Source organism: Metabacillus sp. 113a (assembly GCF_050107635.1).
Taxonomy (GTDB): Bacteria; Bacillota; Bacilli; order Bacillales; family Bacillaceae; genus Metabacillus_B.
Window position 1 is genome coordinate 1 of the sequence record NZ_JBNILJ010000019.1, and the last position, 22,689, is coordinate 22,689.

At 45.3% G+C, this 22,689-nt stretch carries 22 protein-coding genes, 1 tRNA gene and 1 riboswitch; of the genes, 10 read left to right on the forward strand and 13 right to left on the reverse strand.

Annotated elements, in window-relative coordinates; all coding sequences use genetic code 11:
* Positions 1-336: 336 nt before the first annotated feature.
* Positions 337-1,284 carry a GGDEF domain-containing protein gene (locus ACQCVE_RS17775; protein ID WP_426863554.1) on the reverse strand — a complete coding sequence of 316 codons (948 nt, stop codon included), beginning with the start codon at positions 1,282-1,284 and terminating at the stop codon, positions 337-339.
* A gap of 842 nt (positions 1,285-2,126) precedes the next feature.
* On the opposite strand from ACQCVE_RS17775, the gene ACQCVE_RS17780 reads away from it, so the two are divergent.
* Complete coding sequence (locus ACQCVE_RS17780; protein ID WP_426847064.1) at positions 2,127-2,525, forward strand: helix-turn-helix domain-containing protein; 399 nt, start codon at positions 2,127-2,129, stop codon at positions 2,523-2,525.
* A gap of 109 nt (positions 2,526-2,634) precedes the next feature.
* Here the strand turns inward: ACQCVE_RS17780 and ACQCVE_RS17785 are convergent, their stop codons facing one another.
* The gene (locus tag ACQCVE_RS17785) at positions 2,635-3,834 is read right to left on the reverse strand and encodes an MFS transporter (RefSeq protein ID WP_426863555.1); all 1,200 of its coding nucleotides are present in this window, start codon (positions 3,832-3,834) and stop codon (positions 2,635-2,637) included.
* Between the two features lie 465 nt (positions 3,835-4,299).
* Here ACQCVE_RS17785 and ACQCVE_RS17790 point away from each other — a divergent pair, with 465 nt between their 5' ends.
* The gene (locus tag ACQCVE_RS17790; RefSeq protein WP_426847062.1) at positions 4,300-4,605 is read left to right on the forward strand and encodes a DUF3243 domain-containing protein; all 306 of its coding nucleotides are present in this window, start codon (positions 4,300-4,302) and stop codon (positions 4,603-4,605) included.
* A gap of 103 nt (positions 4,606-4,708) precedes the next feature.
* On the opposite strand, the gene ACQCVE_RS17795 is transcribed toward ACQCVE_RS17790, so the two are convergent.
* Genes ACQCVE_RS17795 through hpaI form a run of 7 tightly spaced genes read right to left on the reverse strand, consistent with a single transcriptional unit; the run spans position 4,709 to position 11,580 of the window.
* The gene (locus ACQCVE_RS17795) at positions 4,709-5,092 is read right to left on the reverse strand and encodes a 5-carboxymethyl-2-hydroxymuconate Delta-isomerase (RefSeq protein WP_426863556.1); all 384 of its coding nucleotides are present in this window, start codon (positions 5,090-5,092) and stop codon (positions 4,709-4,711) included.
* Positions 5,092-5,847, reverse strand: coding sequence for a fumarylacetoacetate hydrolase family protein (locus ACQCVE_RS17800; RefSeq protein WP_426863557.1), 756 nt, complete (start codon positions 5,845-5,847; stop codon positions 5,092-5,094). The genes ACQCVE_RS17795 and ACQCVE_RS17800 overlap by 1 nt, the downstream gene beginning before the upstream one ends.
* On the reverse strand, positions 5,844-6,617 hold the full coding sequence (locus ACQCVE_RS17805; RefSeq protein WP_426863558.1) for a fumarylacetoacetate hydrolase family protein: 774 nt from the start codon (positions 6,615-6,617) through the stop codon (positions 5,844-5,846). Before ACQCVE_RS17805 ends, ACQCVE_RS17800 begins: the two co-directional genes overlap by 4 nt.
* A 13-nt stretch (positions 6,618-6,630) precedes the next feature.
* Positions 6,631-7,617: a 3,4-dihydroxyphenylacetate 2,3-dioxygenase gene (gene hpaD, locus ACQCVE_RS17810; protein WP_426847058.1), complete on the reverse strand. Its 987-nt coding sequence runs from the start codon at positions 7,615-7,617 to the stop codon at positions 6,631-6,633.
* Positions 7,618-7,633: 16 nt separating this feature from the next.
* On the reverse strand, positions 7,634-9,106 hold the full coding sequence (hpaB, locus tag ACQCVE_RS17815) for a 4-hydroxyphenylacetate 3-monooxygenase, oxygenase component (protein ID WP_426847057.1): 1,473 nt from the start codon (positions 9,104-9,106) through the stop codon (positions 7,634-7,636).
* 3 nt (positions 9,107-9,109) lie between these two features.
* Entirely contained in the window at positions 9,110-10,633 is a 1,524-nt protein-coding gene (gene hpaE / locus ACQCVE_RS17820; RefSeq protein WP_426863559.1) for a 5-carboxymethyl-2-hydroxymuconate semialdehyde dehydrogenase, read from the reverse strand.
* A gap of 20 nt (positions 10,634-10,653) precedes the next feature.
* Positions 10,654-11,580 carry a 2,4-dihydroxyhept-2-ene-1,7-dioic acid aldolase gene (gene hpaI, locus ACQCVE_RS17825; RefSeq protein WP_426847055.1) on the reverse strand — a complete coding sequence of 309 codons (927 nt, stop codon included), beginning with the start codon at positions 11,578-11,580 and terminating at the stop codon, positions 10,654-10,656.
* Between the two features lie 158 nt (positions 11,581-11,738).
* On the opposite strand from hpaI, the gene ACQCVE_RS17830 reads away from it, so the two are divergent.
* The gene (locus tag ACQCVE_RS17830) at positions 11,739-12,665 is read left to right on the forward strand and encodes a LysR family transcriptional regulator (protein WP_426863560.1); all 927 of its coding nucleotides are present in this window, start codon (positions 11,739-11,741) and stop codon (positions 12,663-12,665) included.
* A gap of 110 nt (positions 12,666-12,775) precedes the next feature.
* On the opposite strand, the gene ACQCVE_RS17835 is transcribed toward ACQCVE_RS17830, so the two are convergent.
* Complete coding sequence (locus tag ACQCVE_RS17835; RefSeq protein WP_426863561.1) at positions 12,776-13,708, reverse strand: GNAT family N-acetyltransferase; 933 nt, start codon at positions 13,706-13,708, stop codon at positions 12,776-12,778.
* Positions 13,709-13,922: 214 nt separating this feature from the next.
* Positions 13,923-14,028: riboswitch (SAM riboswitch) on the forward strand.
* Positions 14,029-14,108: 80 nt separating this feature from the next.
* On the opposite strand from ACQCVE_RS17835, the gene ACQCVE_RS17840 reads away from it, so the two are divergent.
* The gene (locus tag ACQCVE_RS17840; protein ID WP_426847052.1) at positions 14,109-16,463 is read left to right on the forward strand and encodes a M14 family zinc carboxypeptidase; all 2,355 of its coding nucleotides are present in this window, start codon (positions 14,109-14,111) and stop codon (positions 16,461-16,463) included.
* 467 nt (positions 16,464-16,930) lie between these two features.
* On the opposite strand, the gene ACQCVE_RS17845 is transcribed toward ACQCVE_RS17840, so the two are convergent.
* Both ACQCVE_RS17845 and ACQCVE_RS17850 read right to left on the reverse strand, forming a co-directional pair.
* Positions 16,931-17,371: a hypothetical protein gene (locus ACQCVE_RS17845; RefSeq protein ID WP_426847051.1), complete on the reverse strand. Its 441-nt coding sequence runs from the start codon at positions 17,369-17,371 to the stop codon at positions 16,931-16,933.
* A gap of 237 nt (positions 17,372-17,608) precedes the next feature.
* Positions 17,609-17,681 (reverse strand) — tRNA-Val (locus ACQCVE_RS17850).
* Positions 17,682-17,825: 144 nt separating this feature from the next.
* Here ACQCVE_RS17850 and ACQCVE_RS17855 point away from each other — a divergent pair.
* From ACQCVE_RS17855 to ACQCVE_RS17880, 6 genes are all read left to right on the forward strand, one after another.
* Positions 17,826-18,461: a DsbA family oxidoreductase gene (locus ACQCVE_RS17855; protein WP_426847050.1), complete on the forward strand. Its 636-nt coding sequence runs from the start codon at positions 17,826-17,828 to the stop codon at positions 18,459-18,461.
* 23 nt (positions 18,462-18,484) lie between these two features.
* Positions 18,485-19,024 (forward strand): hypothetical protein, encoded by a 540-nt coding sequence (locus tag ACQCVE_RS17860; protein WP_426847049.1) that lies wholly within the window; start codon positions 18,485-18,487, stop codon positions 19,022-19,024.
* Positions 19,025-19,232: 208 nt separating this feature from the next.
* Positions 19,233-20,453: an MFS transporter gene (locus tag ACQCVE_RS17865; RefSeq protein WP_426863562.1), complete on the forward strand. Its 1,221-nt coding sequence runs from the start codon at positions 19,233-19,235 to the stop codon at positions 20,451-20,453.
* A 120-nt stretch (positions 20,454-20,573) separates the two neighbouring features.
* Positions 20,574-20,783 (forward strand): hypothetical protein, encoded by a 210-nt coding sequence (locus ACQCVE_RS17870; RefSeq protein ID WP_426847047.1) that lies wholly within the window; start codon positions 20,574-20,576, stop codon positions 20,781-20,783.
* A 140-nt stretch (positions 20,784-20,923) separates the two neighbouring features.
* On the forward strand, positions 20,924-21,154 hold the full coding sequence (locus ACQCVE_RS17875; protein WP_426847046.1) for a hypothetical protein: 231 nt from the start codon (positions 20,924-20,926) through the stop codon (positions 21,152-21,154).
* A gap of 136 nt (positions 21,155-21,290) precedes the next feature.
* Positions 21,291-21,416, forward strand: a complete 126-nt coding sequence (locus ACQCVE_RS17880; protein ID WP_426863576.1) for a DUF3953 domain-containing protein — start codon at positions 21,291-21,293, stop codon at positions 21,414-21,416.
* A 99-nt stretch (positions 21,417-21,515) separates the two neighbouring features.
* Here the strand turns inward: ACQCVE_RS17880 and metC are convergent, their stop codons facing one another.
* Entirely contained in the window at positions 21,516-22,682 is a 1,167-nt protein-coding gene (metC, locus tag ACQCVE_RS17885; protein WP_426847066.1) for a cystathionine beta-lyase, read from the reverse strand.
* Between the last annotated feature and the right edge of the window lie 7 nt (positions 22,683-22,689).

Below are 22,689 nucleotides of genomic sequence, written 5' to 3' on the forward strand. Positions count from 1 at the left end.
GTTTTATTTAAAAACTGATTCAATGCGACAATAAAAAAAGAACAAAACATTTCGGTTACTTGAAGCACCACAAACCTTACGGTTTTCAGTGGTACTCCGTATCCGACCTCACTTTCATCCCACACCTAAAGGAATGGGCTTTCCCGTTCGGAAAATCTGTAAGATTAGCTTTCTGAAGAATTTAAGCACATCAGGTCATAGCTTTTAGCAAATATTACCCTTAAGGAGGAGTTTTGAACCCTTTCCGAAATGTTTCCCCTTAAAAAAACAGAAAAGAATGACATCAAATGACGGAATAAGGAAACTAACAGGACTTTTATCCCTTTTTCACTGGACTTAACTGGCTTCTGCTGTTTGGACACGATTTCCACCAAAGCTTTTTGCCTCATATAGTCTTCGGTCTGCCTCGTTCATTAAGTCAAGGTAGGAATTGCCCTCTTTAATAAACAGGCTGGCTGCCCCCAGGCTGATCGTCACTCCCTGCTCCAGCCCGCCATCTATTTTAATTTTTAAATTTTCAACTGTGCTTCGAATTTCTTCTGCCAGAATCTCAACATCTTTATCAGGCCGGTCCTCAAGAATGATGACAAACTCTTCCCCTCCATACCTGGCTGCTAACCCTCCCATCTTCCTTGCAGATTGTTTCAGTCTCTTAGCCACCTCCCTGATACATTCATCACCCTTAATATGGCCATACGTATCATTAAAAGATTTAAATGAATCGATATCAGCCATAATGACCGATAATTTTCTTTGAGGAGGATGGATTGCTTCTTTCCATTTAGATGAAAGGTAGGAATGAAAGTAACGGCGGTTATAGATCCCGGTTAATGCATCTAAATCCGCAATGCTTTTAAGCTGCTCATTGGCCTGCTGAAGGTCCATTATCTCCTTCATCAATTCAGCCACTCTTTTACTTTCAGCCGCCTGATTCGCCTTAACGCCCAAACTGAATAATATTTTTGTCTTCGTTACAGGCAGCACCATGTAATCCTCCGCACCTGCATGATAGAGCAAATCAACTTTACTCGACACCTCTGCATCCAGTATCGGCAAAAGAACTCCATAATCATTTAAAAGTTCATTCTTTAGCTTCGGCAAAACCTCATCTGGGCCGTCCTTCCATATATCCTCTGATACGAGGATTAGATCGAATAGCTCCGTGGAGGTGTTTTTTATAGACACAGCCAAATCCACCGTTTTAACTGAATGAAAAAGTTCACGTTTTGTTTCCCCAATTTGAGGCATATCCATTTTTTCCATACCGATATGGATTGTTCTCATAATTTTTTGCACTCCTTCTTCGCTTAAGGTTCAGAACCTATAGTTAAATAACGAATCCTAACCTCAAATGGATCATTATGTATTTTCATTCTTTACCCTTAGTAGAAGAAGAAGAAAACCGGCCGGGCACTTTCCAGGCTCCAGCTTTAATGGTTAGATCTAAAAAAGACGTTTGGAGTTCTTCTCCAAACGTCTACCTATAGGAAGTGCCTGTAACAAATTGATGGATAGTCCATTAAATGCAAAGGAATACTGACAAAAAGAAACACCTGAAAGCCTATTATAAAGAACAAGCGCAAAAAGGTGAAGCAGCATGAATTTTAATAATGAGTTAAATATAATCTCGAGAGCTCCGCAGTACTTGTCTGTTGATTTCCGTAGCGGGCGCTGTTTACGCAGAAGCCTTAAACTTTCCTCTCAATCAACAGCTGGAACTAGATGTATTAAGCAGCTTTACCCTATCCACACCAAAAATGCCCAGCCATTTTTTCTCCATGAACATGCTTCGGTTAGACAAATCTTCAGAAAACCCAGAAGCATGTAACATGTTTTCAGTGGCTGGTGGTTCTTTTATGAAAGGCAGCACATTCTTATCTCATTGCCTTTGTTAATTTAATTTGCATGGATTTCCAAAAATGAACGCTAAAGCTATAGTATGACTCAGAATTTTGGTTAATTACACCATTCTGTGTTTTTCCCTTTTTTTCCTGAATATATTTTGGTTAATTGTTCCTTGAAGTGAGCTGCCCAATCACCATTGTCCAGGATCTGCTTCAGCCGACAAGGTGCGTATCATCCGTTTTCTGAGAAAAAATCATTACTTATAAGGCAGGGATCCCGTAATGAAAAAAATTAAAGAGCTCAGGAAAAAAAATGGGCACACCCTTAAAGATCTGGCTGACAAAGTCAATTATGATCCCAGTAATCTTTCCAAGATTGAACGAGGCATCAATCAGCCTTCACTTACCCTTCTTTCAAAAATAGCATCCGTCTATTCTAAAGACTTGAATTATTTTGTAGATGACGAAGAACAATGGGAAACAGATAGGGGTAATGCCAAAATACAAGAGATGAACCTAGATTCCCCTGATCTATTAAAGAAGGTTACCCTTTATATAGATGGAATAAAAATCACGAAAGAAGAAATGGAATTTATTCTCGATATAACGAGAAATTTGAGGGCAATCATTCATAACAAAAAGATACAGCAGTCACAATTGGATGAGCTGCCGGCTGAATAATCCGGTAGCTTCTCGTAGTTGTACGAATCGCTATGAGGAATTTTTGCATAAAAGAACCCAAGAACACGGGCGTATTCTTGGGTGTTAGACACATTTCGTTACGATCCAATTAAGATTTTACCAGCGCAGATTTCTTGCGGGTCTGTCTCTGCCAGCCAATGGTAATAAACAGTGTAAAGATAAGGAGTACAAATCCAAGCATAAAAGGATATAAAATCTGGACGTCATATAATAGGCCTGCAAACGTAGGTCCCAGTACATTTCCAATACTCATGTATGAATTATTCAGGCCCATTGCAAATCCCTGTTCATTCCCGGCCATTTTCGAAATCAGTGTATTTAAAACAGGTCTGAGGATAGAAGTTGCCAGGAAAATAATTAGGGTTATGCCGAAGAACAGAATGTAGTCGTCCGCAAACAGAGAAAATAAAAATCCTGCAGCGGCCAGCGCTATGAATAGATTCAGAACAGTACCTTCACCGAACTTCTCCACAATCCGATTCACAATAAACAGCTGGACAACCACACTGACAATCCCGGTGGATGTGACCATGAATGCAATATCCTGCGGAGATGCCCCGAATTGATCGTCTACAAAAAGGCCCAGTACGGATTCATAGGCCATCAGGCCAAAGCTCATAATGAGAGTGATGACCAACGGAACGAAATATGGCTTCCTGACAGACAGAGCAAGCTTTCTTAGCATAGACTCTGTATCAGGGCTTACATGATTTTCTTCAGGAGCCTGGATAGACTCACTTTCCTTTAATACCAGGACAGAGAATAAAACAGCCACCAGGGAAACGAGGGCAGAAATAAGGAAAGGCATTTTCAGTCCCAGTTCTGCCAGGAATCCGCCGACTCCGGGACCGATCACAATACCCAAAGACATAGATGCTGAAATATAGCTGTTTCCTTTTGCCCGCTGCTCAATGGTTGTAATATCTGCAATGTAGGCAAAAATAGCCGGAATTAATAGAGCTGCCCCAATTCCGCCAATAACGCGAGAAGCGTAAAGAAACCAAATGGAGTCGGTCGCATAAAAAATAAACATGGAAAGCGTCAAGCCGGCAAGACCATACACAATCATCTTTCTTCGTCCGTACTGATCCGCCCAGCGGCCCGCGATCGGCGAGAAAAGAAGCTGCGCGCCTGCAAAAATAGCAATCATCAGACCAGCCGCCATGCCTCCCTGGTCAATTGATTTTAAATAGGCCGGCAGAATGGGAATGATGATCCCAAAACTTCCAATCGCAATAAACATGTTAATCATCAAAATAATGAGCTGCTTTCGCTGATTACCTGTCATAATGAATCCTCTCTTTCTGATGCAGTATTAAAAGTATGACGGCCGTAAAGAACATAAAAAAACCGCTATCAAGCTCCAGATAGCAGGCCACGCAAAAGCAAAAAGAGTACAGACCCCGCCATTCGAAGCTGTATCATTCCACTTAAGATCTATGGTCACACCTATCCCATTCAGAAAAGTTTTCGCCCTCTATAGGAACGCCCTCTATAGGAACTTCTTTAAATAGGATTAGCTGTTCATGGCAATTAGTCACCCTTCCACAATATGTACAAATAATAATACCTTATTCCGATGGCCAAATCAATGAATTGCCCTTGGATTAAGAGAGCTCACCGGCGGATGAAGGAGGACCGCCGGGGTTTCGCTGATTCATACCTTCAGCAAAACGTATAGTTAAGAGTTACAGCGTTTACAACTTATCCAAGGGGGTATTGTAAGTTATACCAATTAAAGGAGGATTTTGAAATGGCTAACACAAATGTGAACAATGTGGATGAGAAAGTTGATCAAATGGACTCCGAAAAAAGGGATCGTATTCTACAGGACTTTGAACAGTTTAAAAGCTATCTATCAGATAAAGTAAGCAAGGGTGAGAAACTGGGGATGAATGAGGAGCAGCTGGCAAAAGCTGCGGAAAAAGTTGCAGACTATTTAGCCAAGCATGAGGAACCCCGCAATTCAGAGGAAAATCTGTTAAAAGAGCTATGGAAAGTGGGAGACAAGGAAGAGCAGCATGCCTTAGCCCATATGCTTGTCAGACTGGTAAAGTAAGCAGCTTGATACAATGAAAATACTGCGTAATAAAAACCGGGAAAGCGAATTCCCGGTTTTTTCTATTATCCATGTTCTGCAAGTGCTTAGACAGAAGACGATTTTATTGAAAGCGCTTATGAATATTGTTATATTTATATGTTCCTGATTCACTGAATTCACTAACCTCCATCGACAAAGCGAGATACCGGCTGGAAAAAAGCTCCGCGAAATGCTGTTTAGCCATGCCGAATAAAGCTTCGCAGACAGCCAGCTTATCTTCTTCCTCTCTTCCGGCCCCCCATTTAAGGCTGATATGGACAAATGCGTCATCTTCTTTGCCATCGGCTATCCAGTAATGCCTGATTTCCATTGCTCTTGAACGGATGCCGCCTTTTGGGAAAAGATCGCTTCTGCTTAAAAAAATGGCATTGATTTTCTTAAGCAGGTCTTGTATTCTTGCGGAATCCTTTATATTACTCGTATATTCTACGATAATATGAGGCATCACAAACCTCCCTCTCCATCCGAAACGATGGTATTCACAAGCCTTCCTAATCCCTCGATTTCTGCAATAACGACGTCTCCTTCGGCAGTATTGGCAAGCCCCTCCGGCGTTCCGGTAAGGATGATGTCATTTTCATTCAAGGTCATGAACCCGCTCAAGTATTCAATCAAATAGGGAATGGTAAAAACCATATGACGTGTGCTTCCCTCCTGAGTCAGGTTACCATTGATAAATGTGCGCAGTGTCAGGTTCATGGGATCAGGGATGTCCTCCGCATCTGTCAGCCACGGGCCAATCGGTGTGCAGCCATCCCTGTTTTTTACTTTTAAATTGGGGCGGTAATAGTTTTCCAGATAGTCCCTTACGGCATAATCATTCGCTATTGTATAGCCTTTAACATAATCATAGGCATCCTTTTGCTTAACTCTCCTCGCCTGTTTGCCTATCACGACAGCAAGCTCGCATTCATAATGCATATAAGAGGAATTCGCAGGCCGTTTTGTTAAACCTCTGTGGCCGTTTAAGGTATTCGGGCCTTTCAGAAAGATCAACGGCTCTGATGGGGCTTTAAAAGCAAGTTCTTTAGCGTGATCGGCATAATTCAATCCAAGGGCAAAAATCGTGCCCGGTTCCAGCGGGGGGAGCCAGACGACATCCTCTTCCTTGACGGTCATTCCGCTGCCCAGGATAATTTGTCCATTTTTCTCTGTAGCCTCGTGAATGCTTCCCCCATACGCTACTCTCGCTCTTTTCATAGCTCTCCCTCTTTTATGAAACGGTTTTCCAGTGTTCCTACGCCGGTTATGCTGATTTTCACAACATCCCCCTCCTTTACCCTCGGCGGATTTCCCGGGACGCCAGCCAGAAGGACATCACCTTCAAGTAAGGTCATAAATTCGGTTACTTCAGCAATCAGGCTCTGAACAGGACGGATTAACCCAGACATTGCCGTTTCCTGCTTCAATTCCTCATTCACATAAACTTGAATGGAGAGTGCCCCGGGATCCGGCACCTCCTGGCGCATGATAATCCATGGACCGGCCGGACAAAAGCTGTCCCGGCATTTTTGTACAATAGCCGGCCGGTGCACACTTGAATGGGGGATAGTCAGATCGTTAACCACCGTATACCCCTTTACATACTCAAGCGCTTCCTCTTCGTTCACTCTGGAAGCTGTTCTCCCGATAACAATGCCCAGTGCACCGCCAGTCTGCAGCTCTCGTTCACCTTCTGGGATTGGAACCGGACAAAGGTGCCCAGTAAGGGTATTAGCCGGCTTGATATACAAAACAGGAGCTTTTGGCGGTTGTTCGTAAGGCGCCTTGTACATAGACTCCCCCAGTGCTTCCAGTTCCCCGCTGAAGTTTAAGAGCGTACCGTAAACCGTTCCGATAATCGGGCATTCCAGCGGGCGCCTGTCCGTGACGGCAGCCTTTCCATACAGAAATACATCTCCATGATCGTTTACCTTTACTTCTTGCAAAAACGAAGAGCCAGGGATTTTCATCATCGCTGCTTTGATCATTTATCCTCCCCTCCTATATCATAAATTCCGGCTTATGCTGTTTTAATGCCGGCTCCGATACCGGGATCGGTTCGCCTGTTTCTATATCCAGAAACGGAGATGTTTCATTAAACCAGCTGTCCGGTGCTTTTGTTCCCCAGAAGGTCTGCCGTCTCGGGTCATTCAGATCCCACCGAATGGGTTTGAAATCCGGATCGCTTGTTAAATAGTCGCCGCTGTAAAGTTCAATGCGGTATCCGTCCGGATCACGCAAATACAGGAAGAAAGCATTGGATAAACCGTGCCGCCCGGGCCCCCGCTCAATGCTCCCGGCATACCCCATAGAGGCCAGGACGTCACAGCAGTGAATGATCGCCATTGGATCCGGAAGCCAAAAGCCAATATGATGAAGCCGCGGTCCTTCGCCATTCATAAAGGCCTGATCATGTACCGTTTGCTTCCGGTGAAGCCAGGCTGCCCAGATTCTCCCGTCCTCTGTGGCGGTATACTCCGAGCAGGAAAAGCCAAGCTCATTTCTATAAAACCCGGACGCAGCCTCCACATCAGGAACTGAGCAATTCGCATGGTCAATGCGCTGTACTCTTGCACCCCTGTATAAATCATAGCGCTGAAGCATTCGCTCAGCGGCGTCCATTTCGCAAAAAAACTCAATAGGCATTCCGGAAAGATCATGGACGTGAAGCGCCCTTCCAAGTGCATGCTGAGTTCCCCTCTCAAGCCACTTCGTTTTCAGTCCCTTACCCTGAAAAAGGGACTGAATCCGGTCTAGATCCTCTTCTGATCTGACCTTGTAGCCAAGGGCATGCACTCCGTGTTTTTCCGATTTTTTCAAAACCAGACTATGGTGGGTATGCTCTTCCATTCCTCTTAAATAGATGGCTTCACCTGTGTGTTCAGTTTCCGCAAACCCTAATGCTTTGACGTAAAACTCCCTGGAACGCTCCAAGTCCTTCACGTTCAGCACCGAGCGGGCCAGACGGATAATATGAAAATCGGTCATTTCCCTCCCCCCTCTTCTAGTTATTCTTAATAAGTTCAGCAGATCGGTCCAAAAAGGCTTTAACCCGGTCTACATGCTCCTGCTTTTCGTATCCGCTGTAAAGTGCGCTCGCCATCCGCACCGGATCGCCGAAAAAGAAGCGTTCATACAGGGTTTGTCTTGACCCGAAGGAACTCATGCATACATCCCAGGCAAGGCGGTAAAGCTTTACGCGGCTGTATGCATCCCCGGTTGCAGACTGAAGGTATTGATCCAAATCAGGGCGGATCTCTGAAGAAAAATCTGCCTCTGATGGAATGGCCATTAAACCGCTTGCTCCCATAAGCTGCATGATTTCAGTAAAGCGCGGATACATTTTCGGAAAGTAGTTCCGGGCAGCGTTAAGAGGGGCAAAGTCCGGGGTCATCGTTCCCCAGCGGTCAAGCTTTGCATTGGCTTCAGAAGCTGTCAAGTAAGCCTTTAATGTTTCAAGTGCAATAATGACCTCAGAAATCTTCTCCTGGATGTGCTGATATTGTCCGATATTGATCGTTTCTGCCATAAGCTGCAGGATACCGAGGATAAATTCTGTTTTCGCAATATTTTTAGCTGCTACCTGATGTGTCATATGAACAACAGCGCTGCTTTCTGTGTATGCTTGGTTGCACACCGCTACATCTCCCAGAGAAAAAACACGTTCCCATGGCACAAGGACATCATCAAAGACAACAATCGTATCCATTTCTTCAAAACGGGACCCGAGCGGGTGATCAAAATCTGATTTTCCGTAATCGAAGGATTCCCGGCAGATAAATTTAAGACCCGGTGTGTTATTCGGAATGCAGAAGGCATACGCATACGGGTTTTCTTCCTCCGACTGCTTTAGCAGGGTGGAAGGGAAGACCATGATTTCATCTGTTATGCCGCCTTGAGTTGCTAAAAGCCTTGCTCCTTTAATCAAGACCCCATCCGGTTTTTTTTCTTTTATTCTCGCAGCGGTAAACGGATCGGACAGCCGGGAGGCACTGACACCCCGGTTAACCTGCGGCTGAATAAGCGTGTGGGTCAGCGAAAGATCGTTCTCTCTTGCGTATTCATAATAATTCAGCATGTTTTTCGCATAAAGAGGATCCTGTACTCCGAACATTTCAGCCGCCGCGCCATAAGCCATTAGTCCAGCGTTAATATAATCCGGTGAGCGCCCCATCATGCCTCCGTGATATCTCGCCCACTCCTGCATCATCCTCCGTCTTGCCGACAGCTCCTCTTTTGTTGAGGGCTGCATAAATGAAGTCCCGACCCTCTCTCCTGTCTTCGGTGACACATAAGTCATAAACTCATTTTTATTGGGATCATGCTGCATATCATACAGCTCGGCCTGAGATTTCATCACCCCTTTAAATGCAGGATGCTCCGATATCTTTCCCTCGGCTTTCGCTCCATGAATCCAGATTTCTGCCTGGGCACTGTCAACGCGGTCGATATATTCTTTTCCTGTTTTAGCCGGCATTGATTACAGCTCCTTTCTTTTTCCGAACTGAGGAATGTGATGATTCCCGAGCGCTGTATGAATAACCTTTGGCTCACAATAAAATTCAAAAATAGCATAATGCCCGCCTTCCCTGCCGATCCCGCTTGCTTTCATGCCTCCAAAAGGAATCCGCAGGTCACGTACATTATGCGAATTAATCCACAGCATTCCTGCTTCTACAGCCTGTGCCACGCGATGTCCCCGTTTCAGATCATTTGTCCACACGTATCCGGCGAGGCCATAGGGCACGCTGTTTGCAAGCCGGATTGCTTCTTCCTCGGTTTCAAATTCAATGACCGACATGACCGGTCCGAAAATTTCCTCCTGGCATACTCTCATCTCATTCCTCGCATTAAGCAGCAGTGTTGGCGGAACAAAGTTTCCATCCATTAGATTTTCCGGCACCGTGCCTTGAACGACGTCACAGCCTTCCTTTTCCGCCAGTTCAATATAGCGCTTCACTTTCCTGCAGTGGTCTACTCCGATAAGAGGACCAAGCTGAGTATCAGAATTCAGGGGATCCCCCATAACGATGTTCTCTATTCGTTCTTTTAGCTTCTCTACGAATGAACTCTTTACGTCCTTGTGCAGGAGCAGGCGTGAATTGGCTGTACACCGCTCACCATTAAATGAAAAAATCCCCCACACTGCTGCATCAAGCGCACGGTCGGTATCCGCATCTTCAAACACAATCAGCGGAGACTTTCCTCCAAGCTCCATCGAGGTTTTCTTTAGTGTATCTGCTGCATTTTTAATAATGATAGAGCCTGTTTTTGTCTCACCCGTAAAGGAAATCGCCTTCACATCCGGATGGGACACAAGCGCTGCGCCAGCGGTTTCACCAAAACCGTGAACAACGTTAAATACTCCTGGCGGCAGCTCTGCCTTATGAATGATCTCCGAAAGCTTGCCAGCAGTCAGGGGAGAAAGCTCTGCCGGTTTAAGAATAACCGTGTTTCCAGTGGCAAGCGCCGGGGCAATCTTCCATGTTTCCAGCATAAACGGCGCATTCCATGGGGTGATTAACCCAATAGGCCCAAGCGGCTTGTAAACTGTATAATTGAGAAACTGGTCATCTGCTGTATAGGCCTCCCCATGCAGCTTCGTCTGAACCATTCTTGAGTAAAACCGGAAATTTTCAGCAGCACGCGAGGCCATTTTTCTAGTTTGGGAGATCGGGAGACCCGTATCCAAAGATTCAAGATAGGAAAGTTCCTCGATTTCTTCCTCTATTAATGCTGCGATGTGCTCCATGTACGCCATCCTCTTTTCCAGCTTCAAAAAGCCCCACGGCCCCTCTTCAAAAGCTCGCTTAGCGGACGAAACAGCTAAATCCATTTCCTGCTTTCTGCCTTCTGCAATATGGTTAATGATCTGGTTCGTATATGGATTAACGTTCTCAAATGTCTGTTCTGATTTGATGAATTTCCCATTGATGTAATGCTTCACATGCTGGAGCTGTTTGTGCTCAGCTCCGGCTGCATTTGGTTTGGACTGAATGGTCATCCTGCTTTTCCCTCCTTTCTCTACTGAGCTTTTGCCCCTTCAGGCAGGTCAACGTATTTTTTAAGAACACTGCGAATTTCATCCTGAAGCTCCTGTGACGGCAAATCCATCGGAAGGCGGAGAACCGGCGTAATTTTATCCATCATTCCAAGCGCTGCCTTGAGCGGTGCCGGATTGGTATCTTTGAATAAAACATCGTTCAGCGGCATTAGCTCATAATGGAGGCTTAAAGCGCGGTTCAAATCCCCTTCACTCCAGGCATTATACACTTCAGCCACTTTTCGCGGCTCAATGTTGGCCGTAGCACTAATGTAACCCGCCCCGCCAATAGCGAGCATCGGGTAGCAAAGAAGCTCGATGCCTGAATAAAGCAGAAAATCTCTTCCGCATTCAAGCAGCACCCGGTTCACATGCTCAAAATCCTTGTTGGATTCTTTTACACCGATGATGCCCGGAACTTCTTTCGCTAAACGGGCCAGCGTTTTCACTTCCAGGTTTACAGCTGTTCGGCCAGGAATGTTGTAAATGATGATGGGAATCTCAACGGACTCTGCCACTGCTTTGAAATGTTTATAAAGGGCATGCTGGGAGGGCTTATTATAATAAGGAACAATAACCATCGCTGCATCCGCCCCAAGTTCCTGTGCTTTTTTCGTTAAATAAAGGGTTTCTTCATGATTGACGGATCCGGTCCCGGGCACAAACGGAACACGGCCGTTTACTGCTTCTGCTGCAGCTCCCATTACCCGGACCCTTTCCTCAGCCGTCAGGGAGCTTGGTTCGCCCGTTGTCCCTGTAACCGAAATCCCGTGGCTCCCGCTCTCAATATGCCAATGGATTAAATCCTTAAGCGCTGTAAGATCAATCGACCCATCCTTATGGAATGGGGTAATAACAGGAGCGATTGAACCTCGTAATCTCTTTTTAATCTCCTCATATCCAGTCAAAGCACTCTCTCCTTTTTGTATGATCGATCAGCCGGACCCATAAATTTTCACTTTATATGGAAACGCTTACAATTCTACTCTATCATGTGCTACGATATAGAAAAAATACCGAAATTCCAGCAATCCTATACAAAAAAAGTATGGAAGGGATGAGGAGATTGGACGTTAAGCAGCTTCGTTATTTTTGCACCATTGCCGAAGAAGGCCAGGTCACCCGCGCTGCCAAGAAACTGCACATGGCCCAGCCTCCGTTAAGCTATCAGCTTAAAACCCTTGAAGAAGAGCTTGGCGTTCTGCTGCTGGAACGAAACGGCAAAAAAATGGAGCTGACAGATGCCGGCTCCATCCTCTATGACCGCGCCCAATCGCTTCTGCTTCAAATGGATGCTGCTGTTTCTGAAGTGAAGGAAGCGGGCGCCGGTCTGACCGGACTGCTTTCCATCGGGTGCGTTAAAACATGTTTTTCCTTCATTCCTGAACGAATCCGCTCTTTTCGCACGCATTTTCCAAATGTTTCTTTCCGCCTTCACGAAGGAGATTCCTTCAGGCTGGCAGAGGATCTACGCAGCCGGACCATCGAATTAGCCCTGGTCCGCCTGCCGCTTGACCTGGACGATTTTGACTTTCTCCCTCTTTCCAAAGATCCCTTCGTTGCCATTGTTCCCGGGCATTGGAAAATGAACGGAACCGCTGCTATGGAAGACCTGGCAGGACTCCCGCTTATGCTCCTCCACCGTGTTAGCGGAATTGGTTTATATGAGCTGGTCCTGAACAAATTTCAGCAGCTCGGGCTGGAACCCCGAATTGTCTGCCAATGTCCTGATGCTGCCATGCTATTATCGCTTGTCCGTGAAGGTGTCGGTGCGGCCATTCTGCCAGAATCCACCCTTCACTCCTTTCCGGACAGCGGCTTAAAGGCGGTCTCGATAAGCAACGGGGAAATCCGGTCGGATTGTGCACTGATCTGGCTGAAGAATCGGTCTTTATCGAAGAAAGCGTTACGGTTCCGTGAAACATTTTTGGGGAGCGGGGATGATAAGCAGGCAGTGCGGACCACCACCACATCAAAGGGTGACAGCTTCTGACCCCTGTAATCAGGGATCAGAGACGTCAGGTTCAGCGGTTTCAACTCCATCAGGGGAGTTATTTCAAAGCCGGTACTGGCCACTCCGCCCTTAAGCGCATAGGGCTTGGTTTATCGTCCTGAATTCACAGTTCTTTCATATGCTTCGAACAGAGCCTGAACCGAAATCCCGTTAATTTTCATATCAGACACATCACACTGGTCAATCTCTGCACCTTTTAAGCTGCAGCCTGCCATCCGGACCCCTGCTAAATCACACCTTTCAAATGTCAGCGGTGTCTCGTTCCCATCAAGGCTCGTATCTTTAAACTGGACTCCGCCCATCGTAACGTGATCGAACCGGCTGCCTGAGAGATTCAAATCCGCCAGCAGGCTGCTTCTGAAATTTATATTTTGGAATTTTGTACCACTCATGTTGCAATTGCTGAAATGAGTATTCATAACGTTGCTGTTGCCAATTGAACTGCTCGCTAAATCCACCTTATAATACTTGCTTCCAGCCATTCTGCAATCTTCATAATGCTTGCCGGACAAGTCCTGATTACGGACTCTTACTGAAGGATCTTCAGAGTCCATTCGCTTTTCATAGCAAAACTCGTCTTCCGATTCATATACTTTCTGAAACCCTGCTTTTTCATAAAAATAATGATTATTCAGCTGTCTGCTCGATGTTTCCAGCTCCCATGAAGTGACCTGTGGAAACTCCTTTTCCAATAGTTGAAGGGCCTTTGAACCGATGCCTTTCCCCTGTAAGGAAGGGCTTACAAAAATACGGTCAATTCTGCCATAGATGTTCCCGGAGATGGTTAAGATAAGCCCGCCGGCAATTTTATCCTGATGAAGTATTTTATAATACGAGAGTTCCTGAATGCTATACTCCGTCATGTGAATCGATCGGTAACCCGGTGGCTGGATATTGAAATCTCTGAAAGGGTCACTGTCCGCAAGCCATCTTCGGGCCTCCGCGTCAAAGGTCTCCTTCATCAGGCTGGTTAGAATCTCTGAATCTGCTAAAGCTGCTTTTTCAATCGATACTTCGCTCAAGATCATGCTCTCCTTTTTTGGCTTTTTTCGAATGACTATTCTGCTGCCCGTATGAATTCGCGACAGAGGAAAACAAATCTTCTGACTGCTGCCCTCTTACGGGCATATTTCCTATTTTACCATTTCCTTGTAAACCATAAGGACCATTTTGGCCTAAATGTATTGACCCTTTCCTAGAAACCTTTATAATTCGAACTAATTCAATATGAACACTCTTTTATCAAGAGCAGGCGGAGGGACAAGCCCTATGAAGCCCGGCAACCGGTTGATGATCGTCAACACGGTGCTAATTCTTGCAGCATTCAGCTGACAGATAAGAGAGAGGATTCCTTTGTGTGCAAAGCCTCTTTCTTTTCTGGAAAGGGGCTTTTTATGTTGAAAAAAGTTTAGGAGGACAGAAATGATCAAAAAACCTTTTTTATCATTATTGCTAAGTGTGAGTTTGATTGGAAGCCTGCTGCCTTCAGCGGCATTGGCTGAGGAGGCAGAAAGAAAACACAGCCTTTTCAATTCAGAGAAATACGACTACACAACGTATGACGCTCTCGAAGGGAAATTAAAGGCTTTCCAAAAACAAAGCAGCCGCATCCAATTGGACATTACAGGGAAATCTTCTTCCGGGAAAAACCTCTACACCGTTACCATTTCAGATACTAAATCGAAGCATGGTCAGCTGAAATATAAAGGATTACGGAAACTGATGAATGAGAATCCCGAGAAAGCACAGCGCTACCTGAAAGCGAACCCGGATATCAAGCCTCCTATTCTGATCCATGCCTCGATCCATGGAACTGAATTTGTCGGTACAGATGCAGCCCTCCGCTTGATTAAACGATTCGGATTTAAAAATGACCGGGAAACAAAAGACATCCTGAAGAACTTTACACTCGTTATCAATGTCGATGCCAATCCGGATGGGCGGGTGGACGCTACCCGTTTTAATGGAAACGGAATTGATTTAAACCGGGATTTCATTACCCAATCCCAGCCCGAAACGAAGGCAGTGGTCAAGCAAATTGCGGAGCTTAACCCCCTCGTTCTTCTGGACCTTCACGGCTACGTAAGACAGCGCGGTGAAGAAAAGCACCCCGGACTGATTCTTCCGGGTACACCGCCTCATAATCCGAATTATGAATATGATTTGCTTTATAAATGGATGAATCAGCAGGCTGAAGCGATGGAATCCAACCTAGTCAGAAGCAAAGCCGGGTATAAAACGGACCTATACAAAACAATGGAGGGAACTCATATTCCACTTAGAGATTCAAAATCAGGCTGGGATGTGTATCCGCCCATTTATACTCCGGCCTATGCCATGCTCCATGGCGGTCTCGGCTATACACTGGAAGCACCGGCAAATGACTGGGACGGTGTGAAATGGCAGGTTGATGCCGTAACCGGTGCTTTACAATTTGCTTTGAAAAATAAGCAGGCGATGCTCCATGACCAGCTGGAAGTTTTTGACCGCGGGGTTAAAGGGGAACACCCAAACAATGAAAAAGGCTTCTATCCTGAAAGCTACATTATCCCGGAAAATAAAACGGACAACACCGCTGTTCTAAAGGCTGTGCAGCATCTAATGAAGAACGATGTGGAAGTTGAGCAGGCTGTAAAACCGTTTCGTGCAAAGGGCAAGCGCTACGAAAAAGGAACCTACATTGTTGATCTTAACCAGGCAAAGGCCGGTCTTGCCAACGCTTTCCTATGGGAAGGAGAGGACATCACTGACGATATTGATGCAATGTATGATATCGCAGCCTGGAACCTGTCTGAGCTTTGGGGCTTTGATGCGATTAAAAGTGAAGAGGAATTATCTGTTCAAACACAGGAAGTGAGTGAAAAAAGTGCACGCGGAAAATTGATTGGCAGTGGTCCCTACTTTATTCCGAATACATCTGTTCATCCAGTCCATCTAGTCAATTCACTCATAAAACAAGGAATTGCTGTTAATAAAGATCCCGATGGGAATTTTTACGCGGACGGAAAAGGAAAAGTTCTCAGGAAGGCTGTACGGAATTCCGGATTAACCTTACGCTCAAAACCAGTTCCTGAAGATGCAGAGCCGGTAAAAGAACATAAAGTTGCCATTTTAAAAGATGGCGGAATCGGAAAGGCTCAATCCCATTCAGGTACAAAACTTGCTCTGGAACGTCTCGGGTTTCATGTAACGGAAATTCATCCCAGGGACGCAGCCAAGCAAGGATTGAACGACTTTGACACCTTTATATACAGCGGAAGCAGCAGCCTTACTTCCTTTAATTTAAGCGAAGCAAATAAAGAATTCGGGTTATCAAGTGAAGAGGAGCTGAAAAAATTCAATAAAGAAATCAAGCAATTTGTGGAGCAAGGCGGTCATTTTATTGCGATTGGAGCAGGAGGGGCAGAGGCTGCCAAATCCGCAGGGCTGACAGCAGTGGAAATCAACAAAGGCTTCTCCAGCAGCAATGGAATTGTGAAAGTGGATTATCATTCAACGCCTCTCTCAGCTGGCTACAGCAAGAATGATGAGGGCTTCGTATATGGGCCAGTTTGGTTTTCCAGCACTGAAAATACAACCATTGCCGCCTCCTTTGCCAATGAAGACAGCTTTTTCACGGCCGGCCACTGGAAAGACCGTTCAGCAGCTAAAGGTCAGCCGGTTATTGTGCACGAAAAAGATAAGCAGGTCACTCTAATAGGAATAGAAGCTGGCTTTAGAAACCATACAGATTATTTGTTCAGACTCATCTCAAATGCCGTCTTTCATAATCAATAGGAAAAAGAGCATCGGTTCCGATGCTCTTTTTCGTTTCTGAGGAGAAAATAAGGCCGGGCTTTCCTGGCCGCCGCGAAATTTGACGAATAGTCGATATGTGGTTAAGTACGGTCGATTTAATAAAATTTCGGCCGATAAAAAATAATTTCGGCCGATATCGGCCGAAATTAGGTCGATAAAATACAATCTCGGTCGATATGATTCAATTGCCCCCTTGGCCAGCCAAAAAGCCAACTGAAACCATGTAATTGCTCAACTCAGGACCATTACGGGTGGCTTGCACACCCAAAGCGGCTTCCAGGCAACAAAACTTGCTTAAAATAATGACTAAAAAGACCGAAAATATTCTCTCCCAATCCGCTCAATCATCCTGCTCATTTTGCATCTACATCCAAGATTACTTTTCTCTTTCATTTCCATTTAATAGAACAAGAGACTGGAGTTCACTCCAGTCTCTTCCCGTTCATTTATTTAGGTCCGCCCGTATCATTCGTGATCATTTCATACTCGCCGATTTTATTTTGATAGTGGCTGTCTGAGTATACTTCAATCTCATGCTTTACCTGAAGCGTCGCCCCTGCCATTCTGAAAGACTTATGATCCTTTAAGTAAACGACTTTGTATTCACCTAAGACGACCATATTGACGAGACCGGCTAAATAGTTGCTCACGCTGGCTGTAGGAACACTCAAAGCAAATCCAAGCGTTTGAATCACTGCGCCCGCTGAATATTTTTCAAACTTCGTACTTCTTCTCTCAATCCCGGCATCCACCCATTCATCTGAATAAACACCTTTAACTGCCGGCTGAACAGGCTTTTGGACTTCATTTGCACTTGCGGACCAAGGAAGAGCCAATCCTGAAAGCAACATCCCGGAAGCAATAAATGCTGTAAATTTGTTTTTCATGTTGTTCCTCCTTTAGTATCGTAGGTACACACTGAATACTACTCCACTTTTTTACAAAAATAAACGAAATTTGCCTATTTATTTAAAATTGAGAAAATAGCAGGGTTTTGTCTACTTATTGAACGCTTATTACGGTGAAGATCTTCGTATACTTTGATTTTTCAATAGATGGATTGGCCGAATTAAGTTTAGCTGCATAAAAAAAGAGCTGCCACAAAAGGCAACTCTTTCAACGTATGATTCCTACTGGGTTCGAACCAGCGACCTCTACCCTGTCAAGGTAGCGCTCTCCCAGCTGAGCTAAGGAATCGCAATATGTAATGACAGCCTCTTTCAGCTGACTTTCTCTATTATATTTCCACTCCGTTTGTCTGTCAACAAGTTATTCATTTAAATCGTGTTTCTTCGCTGCTTTTGCTACAATAGGTCTATCAATTGGGAGGAGGAATCAATAATGACGGTTAAAATTCAGGTGTTTTCTGATTTTGTATGCCCTTTCTGTTTTATAGGCGATACCCCGCTCAAGCAGGCTGTGGAGGGAAAGGATGCAGAAGTGGAGTTTATGCCTTTTGAGCTCCGTCCATATCCAATGGAAGCGATGTCTCCAAAAAGCGATTACATTCAGCAGGCTTATCAGCAGTCGGTACAGCCTCTAGCTAAGCGCTTTGGTGTTGAGATGGAGCTGCCGATGGAGCTGGACCCGGTTCCGCATACACATCTTGCCCATCAAGGCTACCAGTTTGCCAAGGAGCACGGAGAGGGACTCGCTTATGTAGATGCAGTATATAAGGCCTATTGGCAGGAAGGCTTAAATATTGGAGATATGAATATTCTGACCGGGATCGCTCGTGAGCTTGGGTTAAACGAGGCAGCATTTCAGGATGCAATTACAGGCGGGACGTATGTTCAAGACCACAAGGAAGCGCTGAATCATGCGCGATCAGCTGAGATCCAAGCGGTACCTACTTTCATTATCGGAAATCAAAGGCTTCAGGGACTTCATTCTAAGGAAGCGATCGAACAGGCTATCGAAGAACAGGCTGGCGGCGCAGCGAATCCGGGGAATGCCTGCGGACCAGAAGGCTGCTGAAATAAAGAGGGAGTGAATCAATCATGGCAAAGACGGAAGCCTTTACGGATGCCATTTATGATGCGATCGAACAGGTTCACGGACTGGATGACGGAAAGCAATGGACTTTAGATCGCGCAGGGAAGCTTGGCATAAAAGAGCACATACAGGAAATGAAAAAACATTACGAATCAAGCTACCGTGAGTTTGAAACATGGCTTACAGAGCTGCTTCAACAGAAAAAGCCTCCGGCTGAAATCGAGGCAATGCACTTTGCATTGTATGAGACAGACGATACAATAAGCTTTTACATAACGGGTGCAGAGGAATGGGATGAAGAAGGCGACTGGGCTTTTTCAAAGGATTACGCCCCGTTATCTGTGGAACAATATCTCCCGGTATTTGCACCGATTTATCAGATTTTAGAGGATCATTTGCCTGCCGGCTTATTCCTTGGCACAGTTTTGGTGATTAGTTATGTGAAGGAATATGTTAAGCTCAATGCCGGTCTATTTCCGGATGGAGTCATATTGGCTGCAGGATTTGATGGCGGAGACGTCATCGACTTTATGGAACTCTCATAGAATGAAACGGACTTCTTTGCGGAGGTCCTTTTCTTTTTAATGCATGCCTGTGGCCTCCTGAATTCTGGGTGATTAAGAACAGGAGAAAGAGCTGATGGATCCCATCGGCTCTTTCTCCCTTTTTCTTTCCTTAAAATTTCACAATTTCCCTTGCCTCCACAGGTCTCTTGGTATAAAGTGGATAAAATATCGATTTAGGGGGATTCTGATGAACAGAAAAGCAGCCATTCTCTTAAGCTCCACCGGAATCTCTAATCTTGGTGACTGGATTTATTTTATTCCTTTAAATTTGCTGGTCTATCAAATGACCGATTCGGCTGCAGCGGTTGCCGGGCTGTACATCATTCGTCCGCTAGCCGGCATGATGACCTCGTTTTGGGCTGGAAGCCTGATAGACCGCTATTCTCAAAGAAATCTGATGATCGGACTTGACTTTGCCAGGGCGATTCTGGTCCTGCTTCTTTTAACCACGCCTTCCCTTCCGGTTATTTATGCGCTCGTATTTGTGATTTGTATGGCGGATGCGTTTTATGATCCGGCAGCGTCTGCTTACGCGGTTAAGCTGATCCCTTCTGAAAGCAGGCAAGTGTTTAACTCTTACAAAAGTCTTGCCTGGTCCGGTTCTTTCATATTGGGTCCGGCTCTTGCGGGACTGCTGTTTATGGCTGGAAAGCCGGAGCTTGCCTTTGCTGCGAACGCTTTATCGTTTTCCCTATCGGGTTTGCTGCTTTTTTTCTTGCCAAGCTTGGAAATGAAGGCACATCCTCCAGGGAAAAATTTCTCGTTAGCTGTTTTGGCCAGTGACTGGAGAATGGTGATGAGGTATATGAAATCAGCGCGCAGTGTGATGGCTGTTTATCTCCTGTACAGCGGACTCATGATGATGGCAGCCGCTCTCGACTCTCAGGAAGCCGTATTTTCTCAGGAAATATTAGGGCTTTCCGAAAGCGCCTATGGCATGCTTGTAAGCATCTCAGGTATAGGATTGCTTACGGGATCCGTTATCAATAGATTAGCTGTGAACAGATTGCAGCCATCAGCATTGATTGGCTGGGGTGGCATGCTGATTGCGGGAGGCTATTTCATCTACTCCCTTTCCTCCTCCTTTTTATGGGCTGCCGCAGGTTTTTTCATTCTTGCTTTTTCTATGGCTTTTGCAAACACCGGAATCTGGACATTTTATCAAAACCACGTGCCATCGGACATAATGGGACGAGTGGGGAGTGCACTTGGATTGTTAATTTCCCTTTTTCAAATCGTTTGTGTTCTTGGGATCGGAATTTCCGGGGACTGGTTTCCGCTTAGGGCTGTGATCGTCTCGGGAGCCTCCGCAATGATTCTTCTTTCCATTCTTCTTCTGGCAGCAGTGATGAAGCCGCCCTCTGCGGCCACAAAAGCAATGTATGCTGCAGAAGAAGGGGCAAACTAAATTCAAATGGTTCCCTATTTCATTCAGACATACACCGTGTTATACTAAACCACTCAATGTTAAACAAACGGATGCAAAGAAAAATCTTCGCATTTCGAATAATAATAGAGGTGTATGCGAATGAACAAACGATGGACGATTGGCACAATCAGCGAATTTGTAAGGAAAAATTCTGAAAGCAAGCTTCTGACTGCGGAATATCATGGTTTCTCTCAAAAGCTGCTATTCCAATGTGCATGCGGCAGCCAATTTGAAAAAACCTTTACCAAATTCAAGAACAACAACCAGCGTAAGTGCGATGTATGCCAGCCCCCAAAAGCATCACGATAACGTGCAAACTTCACAAAGTGCCGATTTCTCATAAAAGAAACGGCACTTTTTTTGACTTCAAATCCTCTTCCAGCTAACGGATCTTTAAGCAGGAAAGCCCTCACATGCTATAATTTAGAAAAATATGGAGGGATAAAATCGTGTTCAGTATCCTTAAGTGGTTTTTCTTTGCTCTGACACTCCTGCTTGCTGCGTATAATCTTCTATCGCAGAATTTTGCTTTTCAAGGGATGATGATTTTCTCTTTGGGAGCCTTTCTCCTTACAAGGGCATTCGAAGACATCAATCAGGAGAAAAAAGTATTGGGGTATATCCAGCTCTGTGCTTCTGCCTTTATCATCCTTTCATCGTTTCAAGTGTATATCGGATAATTTCATCAAAAAAAGAAGGGATTGAACCGCTATATTAAAAATGTTCCAGGTGCTCCTGTCGCTCCTTATCCTGGTTCTAAGTGTATATATTTTCTTATCTGATGATTTTGCCCTTTTGGATCTTTCCATGCTCCTAATGGGTCTGCTTTTAATTGTGATGGGACTTAGAGAGTACAAAAGCAAAAGGATCCCAATGGCCGTTGTGCTTTTTGCCGTATCACTCTTTGTTTTTGGGGTGTTGGTCCAAGCCAGTTATTTTTGATCCTGAGCAGTTAGGGGATCGACTTTATGCCAATCCCCTCCCTCTCAAGCTATTGTTTTTGCAGCAGACCCTTCTGAATTTGATGCTTAAAAACCTCACTTATAACCTTGCATACTGCAGCGGCTTCGTCTTTGGAAGCTGGTCAAGGGCTGCCTTAAAGTCCATGATTAAATCCTCTGCTTTTTCCAGGCCTACACTGACTCTCAGCAGGCCGTCTGTAATTCCTCTTGCATAGCGTTCTTCTCTGGGCATAGCCGCATGAGACATCTTAGCCGGGTAGGAGAGGATGGTTTCCACCGCTCCGAGACTCACTGCAAACACCGGGAGCTGCACATGATGAACGAGCTTTCTAACCGCGTCCTCATCCGATAACTTGAACGATAGCACCGCTCCCGGCCCTTCTGCCTGATAACGCTGCACCGACCAGCCCGGATGATAGGATAAGCCTGGATAATATACTTCCTCTACTGCAGGGTGCTTAGAAAGAAACGCAGCAAGCTTATGGGCGGATTCGGTTGACTGTTTTAGCCTGACATGAAGGGTTTTGAGCCCTCTTAGCACCAGCCAGGAATCCTGTGCACCTAAAATTGCCCCGAATGAATTCTGCAGCTTGTAAAGCTGATTTCCCAATTCTTCATCTTTGACTGCGGCAAGTCCGGCTACTACATCACTGTGCCCGGCTAAAAACTTTGTTGCGCTGTGAAGGACAACGTCTACCCCCAATTGAAGAGGACGCTGCAGTGCAGGGGTTAAAAACGTATTGTCCAGGAAAGTAAGACACCCATTCGCTTTTGCAAGTTTTACCATCCCTTGGATATCTGTAATTTTTAAAAGCGGATTAGAAGGGGTTTCCAAATAGATCACTTTTGTATTTGGACGGATTTTGGATGCAACGTTGTGAAGATCCGTCATGTCCACGAATGTATATTCAATGCCAAATCTGCTCAGGACCTCCGTTACCATCCGGTACGTGCCTCCGTATACATCTTCAGTCACCAGAACATGATCCCCTTTTGATAATAAAAGAAAGGCAGTCGAGATCGCACTCATTCCGGAGGAAAAAGCAAATCCTCTTGCACCGCCTTCCAAATCAGCAATTGCCCTCTCGAGCACTTCCCTTGTCGGGTTGCCTGAACGTGCATAATCATATTTCCCGAACTGATCAAAATCAGTCTGATGAAAAGTGGAGGACAGGTGAACGGGAACGCTGACTCCTCCCGTTTCCTTATCTGTTTTATGGCTGTTGTGCAGCAGCTTCGTTTGCATTGACCAA

What these genes read in the sequence shown, in the direction of transcription:
- hpaD (WP_426847058.1), bottom strand. Translation starts at nt 7,617, where the DNA reads ATGACCGATTTTCATATTATCCGTCTGGCCCGCTCGGTGCTGAACGTG.
- ACQCVE_RS17865 (WP_426863562.1), top strand. Translation starts at nt 19,233, where the DNA reads ATGAACAGAAAAGCAGCCATTCTCTTAAGCTCCACCGGAATCTCTAAT.
- hpaB (WP_426847057.1), bottom strand. Translation starts at nt 9,106, where the DNA reads ATGCCGGCTAAAACAGGAAAAGAATATATCGACCGCGTTGACAGTGCC.
- ACQCVE_RS17800 (WP_426863557.1), bottom strand. Translation starts at nt 5,847, where the DNA reads ATGAAAAGAGCGAGAGTAGCGTATGGGGGAAGCATTCACGAGGCTACA.
- ACQCVE_RS17790 (WP_426847062.1), top strand. Translation starts at nt 4,300, where the DNA reads ATGGCTAACACAAATGTGAACAATGTGGATGAGAAAGTTGATCAAATG.
- ACQCVE_RS17795 (WP_426863556.1), bottom strand. Translation starts at nt 5,092, where the DNA reads ATGCCTCATATTATCGTAGAATATACGAGTAATATAAAGGATTCCGCA.
- metC (WP_426847066.1), bottom strand. Translation starts at nt 22,682, where the DNA reads ATGCAAACGAAGCTGCTGCACAACAGCCATAAAACAGATAAGGAAACG.
- hpaE (WP_426863559.1), bottom strand. Translation starts at nt 10,633, where the DNA reads ATGACCATTCAGTCCAAACCAAATGCAGCCGGAGCTGAGCACAAACAG.
- ACQCVE_RS17860 (WP_426847049.1), top strand. Translation starts at nt 18,485, where the DNA reads ATGGCAAAGACGGAAGCCTTTACGGATGCCATTTATGATGCGATCGAA.
- ACQCVE_RS17880 (WP_426863576.1), top strand. Translation starts at nt 21,291, where the DNA reads ATGGGTCTGCTTTTAATTGTGATGGGACTTAGAGAGTACAAAAGCAAA.
- ACQCVE_RS17855 (WP_426847050.1), top strand. Translation starts at nt 17,826, where the DNA reads ATGACGGTTAAAATTCAGGTGTTTTCTGATTTTGTATGCCCTTTCTGT.
- ACQCVE_RS17845 (WP_426847051.1), bottom strand. Translation starts at nt 17,371, where the DNA reads ATGAAAAACAAATTTACAGCATTTATTGCTTCCGGGATGTTGCTTTCA.
- ACQCVE_RS17805 (WP_426863558.1), bottom strand. Translation starts at nt 6,617, where the DNA reads ATGATCAAAGCAGCGATGATGAAAATCCCTGGCTCTTCGTTTTTGCAA.
- ACQCVE_RS17870 (WP_426847047.1), top strand. Translation starts at nt 20,574, where the DNA reads ATGAACAAACGATGGACGATTGGCACAATCAGCGAATTTGTAAGGAAA.
- ACQCVE_RS17780 (WP_426847064.1), top strand. Translation starts at nt 2,127, where the DNA reads ATGAAAAAAATTAAAGAGCTCAGGAAAAAAAATGGGCACACCCTTAAA.
- ACQCVE_RS17840 (WP_426847052.1), top strand. Translation starts at nt 14,109, where the DNA reads ATGATCAAAAAACCTTTTTTATCATTATTGCTAAGTGTGAGTTTGATT.
- ACQCVE_RS17775 (WP_426863554.1), bottom strand. Translation starts at nt 1,284, where the DNA reads ATGAGAACAATCCATATCGGTATGGAAAAAATGGATATGCCTCAAATT.
- ACQCVE_RS17785 (WP_426863555.1), bottom strand. Translation starts at nt 3,834, where the DNA reads ATGACAGGTAATCAGCGAAAGCAGCTCATTATTTTGATGATTAACATG.